Annotated in this window: 12 protein-coding genes; all 12 read left to right on the forward strand. The window is 73.1% G+C overall.

Annotation, left to right across the window (positions count from 1 at the left end):
• The 12 genes from ftsH (at position 1) to A4A78_RS12515 (ending at position 11,549) form a co-directional block, all read left to right on the forward strand.
• Positions 1–2,139 (forward strand): ATP-dependent zinc metalloprotease FtsH, encoded by a 2,139-nt coding sequence (gene ftsH / locus A4A78_RS12465; RefSeq protein WP_062949655.1) that lies wholly within the window; start codon positions 1–3, stop codon positions 2,137–2,139.
• A gap of 1 nt (position 2,140) precedes the next feature.
• Positions 2,141–2,707 carry a GTP cyclohydrolase I FolE gene (folE, locus tag A4A78_RS12470; RefSeq protein WP_062949657.1) on the forward strand — a complete coding sequence of 189 codons (567 nt, stop codon included), beginning with the start codon at positions 2,141–2,143 and terminating at the stop codon, positions 2,705–2,707.
• 4 nt (positions 2,708–2,711) lie between these two features.
• Complete coding sequence (gene folP, locus A4A78_RS12475) at positions 2,712–3,569, forward strand: dihydropteroate synthase (RefSeq protein WP_062949659.1); 858 nt, start codon at positions 2,712–2,714, stop codon at positions 3,567–3,569.
• Positions 3,566–4,606 carry a 2-amino-4-hydroxy-6-hydroxymethyldihydropteridine diphosphokinase gene (folK, locus tag A4A78_RS12480; protein WP_231881035.1) on the forward strand — a complete coding sequence of 347 codons (1,041 nt, stop codon included), beginning with the start codon at positions 3,566–3,568 and terminating at the stop codon, positions 4,604–4,606. The genes folP and folK overlap by 4 nt, the downstream gene beginning before the upstream one ends.
• A complete protein-coding gene (locus tag A4A78_RS12485) occupies positions 4,603–5,109 on the forward strand; it encodes a DUF3180 domain-containing protein (protein ID WP_062949661.1) in 507 nt (168 codons plus the stop codon). Before folK ends, A4A78_RS12485 begins: the two co-directional genes overlap by 4 nt.
• A gap of 151 nt (positions 5,110–5,260) precedes the next feature.
• Entirely contained in the window at positions 5,261–5,833 is a 573-nt protein-coding gene (locus A4A78_RS12490; protein ID WP_062949663.1) for a PH domain-containing protein, read from the forward strand.
• On the forward strand, positions 5,830–7,569 hold the full coding sequence (locus A4A78_RS12495; protein WP_231881036.1) for a PH domain-containing protein: 1,740 nt from the start codon (positions 5,830–5,832) through the stop codon (positions 7,567–7,569). The genes A4A78_RS12490 and A4A78_RS12495 overlap by 4 nt, the downstream gene beginning before the upstream one ends.
• A complete protein-coding gene (locus tag A4A78_RS12500) occupies positions 7,566–8,468 on the forward strand; it encodes a Rossmann-like and DUF2520 domain-containing protein (protein WP_010551046.1) in 903 nt (300 codons plus the stop codon). Before A4A78_RS12495 ends, A4A78_RS12500 begins: the two co-directional genes overlap by 4 nt.
• A 14-nt stretch (positions 8,469–8,482) precedes the next feature.
• Positions 8,483–9,337 (forward strand): pantoate--beta-alanine ligase, encoded by an 855-nt coding sequence (gene panC / locus A4A78_RS12505; protein WP_062949665.1) that lies wholly within the window; start codon positions 8,483–8,485, stop codon positions 9,335–9,337.
• 43 nt (positions 9,338–9,380) lie between these two features.
• Positions 9,381–10,889 (forward strand): lysine--tRNA ligase, encoded by a 1,509-nt coding sequence (lysS, locus tag A4A78_RS12510; protein WP_062949667.1) that lies wholly within the window; start codon positions 9,381–9,383, stop codon positions 10,887–10,889.
• A 1-nt stretch (position 10,890) separates the two neighbouring features.
• On the forward strand, positions 10,891–11,064 hold the full coding sequence (locus tag A4A78_RS17985) for a hypothetical protein (protein ID WP_197466678.1): 174 nt from the start codon (positions 10,891–10,893) through the stop codon (positions 11,062–11,064).
• A 152-nt stretch (positions 11,065–11,216) separates the two neighbouring features.
• Positions 11,217–11,549 carry an Lsr2 family protein gene (locus tag A4A78_RS12515; RefSeq protein WP_010551050.1) on the forward strand — a complete coding sequence of 111 codons (333 nt, stop codon included), beginning with the start codon at positions 11,217–11,219 and terminating at the stop codon, positions 11,547–11,549.
• Positions 11,550–11,658 lie beyond the last annotated feature (109 nt).

Here is an 11,658-nt window from a genome sequence, read left to right on the forward strand (position 1 = left end):
GTGGCAGATTCCCCCAAGAGCACGGGCCGCGGCTCGGGCGGCAGGAAGCGCCGCCCCTTCACCTCCGTCGCCCTCTGGATCGTCGTCGCGCTGCTGCTGGGCATGGCGCTGTTCTCCCTGCTGGGCCGTGACGGCTACCAGCAGATCGACACCGAGCAGGGCCTCGAGCTGCTGCAGGGCGACACCGTCGAGCAGGCGAAGATCATCGGCGGCAACCAGCAGCGCGTCGACCTGGTCCTGACCGAGGACTTCACCGACGGCGAGGAGAACAAGGGCAACCGGGTGCGCTTCGCCTACGTCGACGCGCGCGGCGAGTCGATCGTCTCCGCGGTCGAGGAGTCCGCCCCCTCAGGCGGCTACACCGACGAGATCGCCACCAGCTCATGGTGGTCCACTCTGCTGCTGTCCTTCCTGCCGCTGCTGATCTTCATCGGCCTGTTCTGGTTCCTCATCATGAACGCCCAGGGCGGCGGCCGGGCGATGCAGTTCGGCAAGTCCAAGGCGAAGCTGTTCAACAAGGAGGCCCCGAAGGTCACCTTCGCCGACGTCGCCGGCGCCGAGGAGGCCGTCGAGGAGCTCGACGAGATCAAGCAGTTCCTCGTGGATCCGGGCCGCTACCAGGCCGTCGGCGCGAAGATCCCCAAGGGCGTGCTGCTCTACGGCCCGCCCGGCACCGGCAAGACGCTGCTGGCCAAGGCCGTCGCCGGCGAGGCGAACGTGCCCTTCTACTCGATCTCCGGCTCGGACTTCGTGGAGATGTTCGTGGGCGTCGGCGCGAGCCGCGTGCGCGACCTGTTCAACACCGCGAAGGAGAACTCCCCGGCGATCATCTTCATCGACGAGATCGACGCCGTCGGCCGCCACCGTGGCGCCGGCATGGGCGGCGGCCACGACGAGCGCGAGCAGACGCTGAACCAGATGCTCGTGGAGATGGACGGGTTCGACGAGAACCAGAACGTCATCCTCATCGCCGCCACCAACCGCGTGGACATCCTCGACCCGGCGCTGCTGCGCCCGGGCCGCTTCGATCGCCAGATCGCGGTGACCGCCCCGGACCTCAAGGGCCGCCTGCACATCCTCGGCGTGCACGCCAAGGGCAAGCCGCTGGCCCACGACGTGGACCTCGAGGCCGTCGCCAAGCGCACCATCGGCATGTCCGGTGCGGACCTCGCCAACGTGCTGAACGAGGCGGCGCTGCTCACCGCCCGCTCTGGCAACCAGATCATCGACAACCGCGCCCTGGACGAGGCGATCGATCGCGTCTCCATGGGCCCGCAGCGGTACTCCAAGGTGATGACCGAGCGCGAGCGCCAGATGACCGCTTACCACGAGGGCGGGCACGCCCTGGTCGCCGCGGCGATGAACAACTCGGCCCCGGTCACCAAGGTGACGATCCTGCCGCGCGGCCAGGCCGGCGGCTACACGATGGTGGTCCCCACGCAGGACCGCAACTACCAGTCCCGCAACGAGCTGCTGGACCGCCTCGCCTACGCGATGGGCGGCTACGCGGTGGAGGAGTCGATCTTCCACGACGTCACCACCGGCCCCAGCTCCGACCTCCAGAACGCCACCAAGATCGCCCGCACCATGGTCATGCAGCTGGGCATGAGCGCGGCCGTCGGCCAGGTCGCCCTCTCGGGCGACCAGGACGAGGTGTTCGTGGGCATGCAGCAGGGGCAGGGCCCCCGCTTCTCCGGCGAGACCGCGAGCATCGTGGACCAGGAGGTGCGCACGCTCCTGGACAACGCCCTGGACGAGGCCTGGTCCGTGATCGTGCAGAACCGTCACGTGCTGGACCGTCTGGTCGAGGAGCTGCTGGAGAAGGAGACGCTGAACGAGCACGAGCTCGCCGCGATCTTCGCGGACGTCACCAAGCTCCCTCCTCGCGAGGTGTGGGTCTCCAGCGAGGAGCGCCCCTCCCTCGAGGCGCCGTCGGTCGGCTCGACCACCACCGGCACCGGCACCGAGGAGCACGACGCGGGCGAGCCGCTGCAGCCCGGCGCCCCCGAGCTGCCCCATCCGGGCGGCGACGGCCCCGGCATCCCCGGCGCCCCGCACGGCGGTGCCCCCGGCGGCTCCGGCCAGCCCGGTCCCGGCCAGGGCTACGGCTACGGCGACCACGACGAGACGGAGCGCTGAGATGGCTGTGGACCGGCCCCGGGTCGAGGCGGCGGTGCGGGAGCTCCTCGCCGGGATCGGCGAGGACCCCGACCGCGACGGCCTCCTGGACACCCCCGCGCGGGTGGCGCGGATGTACGCCGAGGTCTTCGAGGGGCTGGACCAGGACGCGCACGAGCCGCTGTCGACGACCTTCGACATCGAGCACCAGGAGCTGGTGCTCGTGCGCGACATCGCCTTCCACTCGATGTGCGAGCACCACCTGCTGCCCTTCCACGGGATGGCGCACGTAGGGTACATCCCCGGCGACGGCGCGGTCACGGGGCTGAGCAAGCTCGCCCGCCTCGTCCACGTCTACGCCCGACGCCCGCAGGTGCAGGAGCGGCTCACCTTCCAGATCGCCGATGCGCTGATGGACGAGCTCGGCGCCGCCGGCGCCATCGTCGTGATCGAGGCGGAGCACATGTGCATGTCGATGCGCGGCGTGCGCGCGGCCGGGGCCCGCACCATCACCAGTGCCGTGCGCGGCATGCTCCGGGACAACCCGAGCACCCGCGGCGAGGCCATGGCCCTGATCAACGGACGGTGAGGTCGTGACCATCCCCGTGCGCCGACCCGAGGGACTGCCGGACCGCCTCGGCGGGGACGGCACCCTCGTCATGGGGGTCCTGAACGTCACCCCCGACTCCTTCTCCGACGGCGGGGAGCATGACAGCGCCCCCGACGCGATCTCCCACGGGCGCCGCCTGGTCGCCGAGGGCGCCGCGATCATCGACATCGGCGGGGAGTCCACCCGCCCCGGGGCCCCGCGCGTCCCCGAGGAGGAGGAGCTGCGCCGGGTGATCCCCGTGGTCGAGGCTCTCGCCGCCGAGGACGTCGTGCTCAGCGTGGACACCATGCGCGCCTCCGTCGCCGCCGCGAGCATCGCGGCCGGGGCCCTGATCGTCAACGATGTCTCCGCCGGCCAGGCCGACGTGCGGATGGGCGCGCAGGTCGCCGAGCTGCGCACGCGTCTGGGCACCCCGCCGGTGTTCATCGCGATGCACTGGCGCGGCCACAGCGACGTCATGAACGACCTCGCCCGGTACGAGGACGTCGCCCACGACAGCACCGCCGAGCTCGGCGACCGCCTCAGCACGCTGCGCGAGGCCGGGATCGAGGACCGCTTCCTCGTCGCCGATCCCGGCCTCGGCTTCTCCAAGACGGGGGAGCAGAACTGGGACCTGCTGGCGGACTGGGACGCGATCGCCTCCCACGGCCTGCCCGTCCTCATCGGCGCCTCGCGCAAGCGCTTCGTCAGCGCCCTCGACGTGGACCGCGACGCGGCGACCGCCGCGATCAGCGCCTACAGCGCCGAGCACGGCGCCTGGGCGGTGCGCGTCCACGAGGTCCCCTCCAACCTCGCCGCGGTGCGGGTCGGGGACCGGCTGCGTCGGAGCAGGCGCCGATGAGCCCGCACGACGGCAGGCCGCACGACGACAGCCCGCATGACGGCAGGGCGCACCACGGCGGAGCGGTCGACGGCAGCGCGGTCGACGGCAGCGCGCATCACGGCTCCGCGACGCCGTCGATCGGACGCCTGGACCGCATCGAGGTCACCGGCATCCGCGCCTGGGGCCATCACGGCGTCCTCGCCGCGGAGAAGGAGATCGGCCAGGAGTTCGCGGTCGACGTCGTCCTGCACCTCTCGACCGCTGCGGCCGGCCGCACCGACGTCCTCTCCCGCACCGTGAACTACGCCGAGGTCGTCACGGCCGTGCACGAGGAGATCGGCGCCGGCCCCCACGACCTCGTCGAGACCCTCGCCGAGCGGATCGCCGCGAGGATCCTCGAGGAGACCGGGCACCCGCTGGTGCGCCGCGTCGGCGTGCGCGTGCACAAGCCCGCCGCCCCGGTCGGACTGCCCGTCGGCGGGGTGGCCGTCGCGATCGAGCGCGACGCGTGCCCCGTCCCCGCCGTGCTCGCGCTCGGCAGCAACCTCGGCGACCGCGAGACGCACCTGCGCGGGGCGCTCGACGTGCTCGCCTCCCACCCGGGCACCGAGATCGCCTGGACCTCGCCCGTGCTCGAGACCGCCCCCGTCGGCGGGCCGGACGGCCAGGGCGCCTATCTCAACGCCGTGGTCGGCGTGACCACCGAGCTCGGTCCCCACGACCTCCTCGCCCTGGCCCACCGCGCCGAGCGGGCCGCCGGACGGCAGCGCCTGGTGCGCTGGGGCGAGCGGACCCTCGACGTCGACGTGATCGCCTACGGCGACTGGCGCAGCGAGGACCCCGACCTCACCGTGCCCCACCCCCGCGCCCACGAGCGCGCCTTCGTGCTCGGCCCCTGGCATGCCGCGGACCCCGCCGCCGTGCTGCCCGGCCGCGGACCGGTCCAGGCGCTCCTCGCCCGCGCCGCGGACCGCGAGGACCTGCGCCCGGGCCCGGCCCTCGAGGGCTTCGACGCCCCGGCCTCCCGGACGGGGGAGGGAGCGGCGGAGTCGTGAGGCCCCTGAACATCCCGGTGCTCGTGCTGATCCTCGTGATCGGTGCGGGCTTCGGGGCCCAGATGCTCGAGACCCTCGCCGCCCGAGGCCACTCCCTCCCGATCGCGGGCTGGCTGACCACCCTGGTGCTGCTGGCCCTGGCCGCGGTGCTGCTCGCCTACGGCCTCCCGATGCGCCGCTACCTCCAGGAGAGCGAGGAGCGTCGCGACAAGCCCTCCTACGCGCCGCGCCGACACCAGATCGACCTGCCCACCGCCTATCGCACGGTCCTGCTGGCCCGGGCCTGCGCCTACACGGGCGCGATCATGGGCGGGATCTTCGCCGGCCAGGCGCTGTTCCTGCTGATCACCGGCACCGGCGACCTGCTCGGCGCGATCCTGCCGACCGCCGCCGCCGCGGTCTCCGGCATCGTGCTCGGCGTGCTCGGGGTGATCGTGGAGCGATGGGGAAAGCTCCCACCCGGCGGCGACGGCTCCGCCGAAGGCGCGGAAGCCGGGTCCTGACCGCTCGCTCCGAGCCCTCCGACCCCGCCGCGGGACGGGCCTGCGAGCTGCCGGTCGGCGGAGCGGGGCACGGGCGAGGACCGACCTTCGGCGGGGCGGGCAGCGCCGAGCGTCGCACAGCGCCTCCGGCCCGGGATGACACGATGTCCCCATGACCTCCGCCGCGCCCGATGCCCGCCCGCCGCTCCCCACGGCGACGCCCCACGACGCCCTGCCGCCCGAGGTCTCGGACGCCGCCGGGGCGCGACTGGGCGAGCAGGGGCTGCAGCCGGTCTCGCCGAAGCTCGTCCCGGCCCGCTATCTCGCGGGGATCCCCGGCTACGTGATCGGGGTGCTGCTGACCATCGGCGCGATCGTCGCGGCGGTCCTGACCGGATGGTGGTGGCTGGGGCTGACGGCCATCGTGCCGCTGGTGCTGGTGGTGCAGGGCCTCGCGCTCACCCCGCGACGGGTGCGGGCGATCGGCTATCGCGAGGGGGAGGAGGACCTCACCGTCGCCCTCGGTATCATGTTCCGCTCCGTGCACACGATCCCCTACGGCCGCGTGCAGTCGGTGAAGATCGACGAGGGGCCGGTGGACCGTCGCTACGGCCTCGCGAAGCTCACGCTCAGCACCGCCCATGACGGCGCCGGCGTCACCCTGCCCGGCCTGCCGAAGGACGAGGCCGAGCGCCTGCGCGCCCTGCTCACCGCGCGCGGCGTCGAGCTGATGGCGGCGCTGTGACCGCCCCCGGCCCCGACCCCGTGACCGGCGGGTCCTCGACCCCGGACCCGCATGCCCCCGAGGCGACGGAGGCAGGGGCGCCTGCCGCCGACGCCGCCGCGCCCCGCCACCGCACGCATCCGATCACGCCGCTGGTGACCGGCTGGAAGGTCGTCGTGGGCATCATCGCGGTGCTCACCGCCCAGAACATCGCCCAGCTGGCGAACGAGTTCACGATCCGTCGCGCGCTGATCGGACTGGGCATCCTGCTCGTCGTCGTCCTCGTGGCGATCGTCCTGTCGGCCCTCAGCTGGTGGTTCACCACCTACGCGGTGGACGAGGACGGCGTCTCCGTCCACAGCGGCATGATCAGCCGCTCCCGCGAGTACGCGCCGCGGGCACGCATCGAGTCCGTCTCGATCGAGCGCCCGCTGCTGGCCCGCCTGCTGGGACTGGCGAAGGTGCGCGTCGAGGTCGCCGGAGGCGGCGAGTCGTATCTCGACATCGAGTACGTCTCCTCCGCCCGCGCCGAGGAGCTGCGCCTGGGCATCCTCGAGGTCGCGGCCGGGACGTCGGCCGTGAGCTCCTCCGCCGATCCCGTCGTGGGCGCTCCGGCCGGCGTGACGAGCGCGGAGGCCCGCGCAGCCCTCGCCGGCGGCCCGGCCGCGGGCTCCTCCGCCGCAGGCGGCCAGGACGCCGGCGACGCCGCGCACGAGCACGGCGGTCGTCTCGAGGAGGTCCTGTACGACGGGGTGACCGACGGCGAGCTCATCGCGAGGATCCCCACCGAGCGACTCGTCCGCTCCCTCGTGCGGGACCTCGGCTTCCTCACCGGGATCGTGATGAGCGTCGTCGGCGTGGTCGTCGCGGTGCTCCTCGCCCTGTGGCAGGAGGGCTTCTCGATCGCGATTCTGGCCGCGCTGGCGCCCACCGCGATCGCGGTGCCGAAGTACGTCTTCGGCCGGATCGACTCCGGCTGGGGCTTCGTCTCCCGCTTCAGCGAGCGCGGTCTGCGGATGCGTCGGGGCCTGGCCAACACGCGCACCGACAACATCGCCGCCGGCCGCATCCAGCGCTTCGACCTGCGCCGCCCCTTCCTCTGGCGCGGCCCCGGCTGGACCGCCGTCTCCGCGACCGTGGCCGGGATCGATGACGACGACGAGAACGGCGCGACCAGCGTGCTCCCCGTCGGCACCCGCGAAGAGCTGCGGCAGACCCTCGGCCGGCTCAGCGCACCGCTGGGCACCGACGACGACCTCGCGACCCTCGAGCACCTCCTCACCGCCCGCGCCCGCGACCTGCCCGGACTGCGCACCCCGGTGCGCTGGTACTGGATCGCCCGCCGCACCGAGGTGAGCATCCTGCTGCCGGGAGCGCTCGTGCACCGCAGCGGCCTCGTGTCCCGCAAGCTCAGCATCGTGCCCCGCGAGAGGATCCAGGAGCTGAGGCTCGAGGACGGCCCGCTCGCCCGCCGTCTCGGCGTGCTGGACCTCCATGTCGAGGGCGCGGGGGACTCGCTCCTGCTGGAGAACCTGCGCCGCGAGGACGCCCTCGCCCTGCACGCCGTGCTCGCCGCCGACGCCCGCACCCTGCGCCGCTACCGGGATCGCGAGAGCTGGCCCCGTCCCGCGCTCGCGCCCGTCGGCGCCGCCGCGCAGGCGCCCGGCACTGACCCCGGGAGCGACCCCGAGCAGGAGCGGCCCGCCGCACCCGCACCCGCCCCCGGCCCGCGCCCCGACGGGCAGGAGACCCGATGACCCCGCCCCGCCTCGGCATCGGCGTGATCGGCGCCGGACGCGTCGGCGCCGTCCTCGGCGCCGCGCTGCGCGCCGAGGGCCACGCGCTCACCGGCGCCTACGCCGTCTCCGACGCCTCCCGCGAGCGGGCCGCCGAGCTCCTGCCCGGTGTGCCGCTGCTGGACGTCCCCGCGCTCGTCGAGCGCAGCGAGATGCTGCTCCTGGCCGTGCCCGACGACCAGCTCGGACCGCTCGCGAGCGGGATCGCCGCGACCGGCCTCGCCCCCGGCGGGCAGCTCGTCGTCCACACCTCCGGCCGCTACGGCACCGAGGTGCTCGCCCCGCTCGCCCGCGCCGGCGCCGCGACCCTCGCGATCCACCCGGCGATGACCTTCACCGGCACCCGCACCGACCTGCGCCGGCTCGTCGGATGCCCGATGGGGATCACCGCCACCGAGGAGTTCCTGCCCGTCGCCGCCGCGCTCGTGGTGGAGATGGGCGGCGAGGCCGTCGTCATCGCCGAGGGCGACCGCCCGCTCTACCACGCCTCCCTCGCCCACGCCGCGAACCATCTCGTGGTCCTCGTGGACCAGTCCCGCAGAGCGCTGGCCCGGCTCGGCATCGAGGACCCCGGCGCCTACCTCCGCCCGCTGCTCGAGGCGGCGCTCGAGGAGTCGCTGCAGCGGGGGAGCGGGGCGCTGACCGGACCGGTGGTCCGCGGGGACGCCGGCACCGTCGCCGCCCACCTCGACGCCCTCGCCGATCTCGACGCGACCGCCGCCCCGCTCGAGCCCGGCGACGTGAGCGACACCTACCGCGCCCTCGCCCTCGCGGCGCTCGCGCGTGCGAGACTCCCCGAGGGCGACCGGGAGACGATCCGGGCGCTGCTGGAGGCGGCCCCGCCCCCGGAGGAGAGCTGAGGAAGGACCCCGCCGTGCCCGAGAGCACCCCGCGCACCACGCTCGTCACCACCAAGTCCGCGCTGCGCGAGCACCGCGCCGCGATGGACGGGACGGTCGCGACAGTGCTCACCATGGGCTCCCTCCATGCCGGGCACCTGGCCCTCGTCGAGAGGGCCCGCGAGCTCGCCGACCACGTGATCCTCACCGACTTCGTCAACCCCCTCCAGTTCGGACCCGGGGAGGACTACGAGGCCTATCCCCGCGACCTCGAGGCGGATCTCGCCCTCGTCGACGGGCTCGTCGACCTCGTCTTCGCCCCGGGTGTGGAGGAGATGTACCCCGTCATGCCGCCGACGGTCTCGGTGAGCGCGGGACGCGCCGGTACGGTCCTCGAGGGCGCCGCCCGGCCCGGCCACTTCGACGGCGTGGTCACCGTCGTCGCGAAGCTGCTGCGCCTGACGGATCCGCATCTGAGCGTGTTCGGGCGCAAGGATGCCCAGCAGCTCGCGATCATCCAGCGCCTGGTCGCCGACCTCGACCTGCCCGTGCGGATCGAACCGGTGGAGATCCAGCGGGAGGAGACGGGCCTCGCCCGCTCCAGCCGCAACGCCTATCTCTCCGCGGACGGGAAGGAGCAGGCTCTGGCCCTGTCCCGCACGATCGCCGCGGCGCTCGCGGCCGCCCCCTCGCTCTCCGGCATCCAGGACGCTCTGGAGGCCGCGCGGGGGCGGGCGGAGATCGACTGGGACTACGCGCTCGCCCTGGACCCCGCGACCCTCGAGCCCGCCGGCCCCGACCACCGCGGCGAGGTGCTCGTCGTGCTCGCCGGACGCGTCGACGGCACCCGGCTGCTGGACGCCGCTGTGGCGGTGGCGACAGCACCCTGATCCCTGAGGCCGTCACGCGCGCGGTGATGAGACAATCGCAGCCATGAGCGAGAACCCCCCTGCCTCCGAGGTGACCGACAGCTCCGACCAGATCGCGGTCCGACGGTCCAAGCGGGAGCGCCTGCTGGCGCGCGGGGAGGAGCCCTATCCCGTCTCCGTCCCCGTCACCGCCACGATCGCCGAGGTCCGCGCGGAGTACGGCCACCTCGAGGCCGGCGTGGAGACGGACGACGAGGTCGGCGTCTCCGGCCGCGTCGTCTTCCAGCGCAACACGGGCAAGCTCGCCTTCGTCACCCTCCAGGACGGCGCCGGGGAGCGTCTGCAGATCATGGCCTCGCAGGCCGTGATCGGCGAGGAGCGCCTCGCCGATCTCAAGGCCGACGTCGATCTCGGCGACCACGTCTTCTTCCACGGCCGGGTCGGCGCGTCCCGGCGCGGAGAGCTGAGCATCTTCGCCGACTCCTGGCAGATGGCCGCGAAGGCGGTGCGCCCCCTCCCGGTGCTCCACGCGGACCTCTCCGAGGAGTCGCGGGTGCGCCGCCGCTACGTCGACCTGATCGTGCGCCAGGAGGCGCGGGACGCGGTGCGCCTGCGCTCCGAGGTAATGCACTCCCTCCGCGAGTCCTTCCGCGGTCGCGACTTCGTCGAGGTCGAGACCCCGATGCTGCAGGTGATCCCCTCGGGTGCGGCGGCACGGCCGTTCGTCACCCACATGAATGCCTTCGACCTGGACCTGTACCTGCGGATCGCGCCGGAGCTCTTCCTCAAGCGCGCCGCGGTGGGCGGGCTCGAGAAGGTCTACGAGATCAACCGCAATTTCCGGAACGAGGGCGCCGATTCCACGCATTCGCCCGAGTTCGCGATGCTCGAGTCCTACCAGGCCTACGGGGATTACGACTCGATCGGCGAGCTCACACAGTCGCTGATCCAGGAGGCCGCCGAGGCCGCCACCGGCTCCCAGGTCGTCACCCTCGCCGACGGCACCGAATACGACTTCTCCGGGGAATGGGCGAAGATCACCGTCTACGGCTCGCTCTCCCAATCCCTCGGCGAGGAGATCACCCCCGAGACCACCCCGGCGCGCCTGCGGGAGATCGCCCGCTCGCTCGAGCTGGACCTCGACCACCCGAAGTACGGCCACGGCAAGCTCGTCGAGGAGCTCTTCGAGCATCGCGTGGGCGACCACCTGCACGAGCCGACCTTCGTGCGCGACTTCCCGGTGGAGACCAGCCCGCTGGTGCGGGCCCATCGCAGCACGCCCGGCGTGGTCGAGAAGTGGGACCTGTACGTGCGCGGCTTCGAGCTCGCCACCGGCTACTCCGAGCTGGTCGATCCCGTCATCCAGCGCGAGCGCTTCGCCCAGCAGGCCGAGCTCGCCGCCCAGGGCGACGACGAGGCGATGCGCCTGGATGAGGACTTCCTCGAGGCGATGGAGTACGCGCTGCCGCCGACGGGAGGCATGGGGATGGGCGTGGACCGCCTGCTCATGGCCCTGACCGGGCTCGGCATCCGCGAGACGATCCTGTTCCCGCTCGTGAAGCCGGGGGCCTGAGATGGACTCCGGGTTCTGGTTCGAGGCCGGTGCGCTGCTGCCCTCGATCGGCGTGGGGCTGCTGTTCTGGTTCGTGATCCGTGCACTGCTGCGCGCCGACCGCCGTGAGCGGGAGGCCGAGCGCCGGGCGGAGCAGGAGCTGCTGGAGCGGAAGCAGCCCCGGAAAGACCCCTGATGCGGCGGCGGACGAGAATGAGAACACCCCTTCGTCCACACCCCTCGTAATCAGATTGAAATGACCGGCCTCGTAATGGATACTGTGCGATATCGTGAACACCCCATGCGTTCATGATGAAGTCCGGAAACCACCAGCGAGGGAGAACCCCTATGGCACGGAAGACCTACGTGGAGCTCATCGACGACATCAACGGTGACAAGGCCGAGGAGACGGTGAGCTTCGCCCTGGACGGCGTCGCCTACGAGATCGACCTGACGGCCGAGAACGCGGAGAAGCTCCGCGAGGAGCTGAGCGGCTGGGTCGGCAAGGCGCGCCGCGTCGGGGGTCGCCGCACCCGCGGCACCGCCTCCGGCTCCCGTGCGAGCTCGAACGACTCCTCGCGCATCCGCGAGTGGGCGCGTGAGGCGGGCTACGAGGTCCCCGATCGCGGCCGGATCTCCGGCGCGATCCGCAAGGCGTACGAGGAGGCCCACGGGGAGTGAACCCCGCCCGGCGGCTATGAGCCGCCGACGCCTTCGGCGAGGGCCCGTGACCATGACGGTCACGGGCCCTCGTCCTGTCCTGGGCCGCGCTTCGGGCGGCGCGCCGGCG

This window comes from Brachybacterium sp. sponge (genome assembly GCF_001613775.1).
Classification (GTDB): domain Bacteria; phylum Actinomycetota; class Actinomycetes; order Actinomycetales; family Dermabacteraceae; genus Brachybacterium; species Brachybacterium conglomeratum.

Bases quoted from the DNA above. Each gene is read 5' to 3' on its own strand.
- folE (WP_062949657.1), top strand. From the start codon at position 2,141: ATGGCTGTGGACCGGCCCCGGGTCGAGGCGGCGGTGCGGGAGCTCCTC.
- folK (WP_231881035.1), top strand. From the start codon at position 3,566: ATGAGCCCGCACGACGGCAGGCCGCACGACGACAGCCCGCATGACGGC.
- A4A78_RS12490 (WP_062949663.1), top strand. From the start codon at position 5,261: ATGACCTCCGCCGCGCCCGATGCCCGCCCGCCGCTCCCCACGGCGACG.
- A4A78_RS12500 (WP_010551046.1), top strand. From the start codon at position 7,566: ATGACCCCGCCCCGCCTCGGCATCGGCGTGATCGGCGCCGGACGCGTC.
- lysS (WP_062949667.1), top strand. From the start codon at position 9,381: ATGAGCGAGAACCCCCCTGCCTCCGAGGTGACCGACAGCTCCGACCAG.
- A4A78_RS17985 (WP_197466678.1), top strand. From the start codon at position 10,891: ATGGACTCCGGGTTCTGGTTCGAGGCCGGTGCGCTGCTGCCCTCGATC.
- A4A78_RS12515 (WP_010551050.1), top strand. From the start codon at position 11,217: ATGGCACGGAAGACCTACGTGGAGCTCATCGACGACATCAACGGTGAC.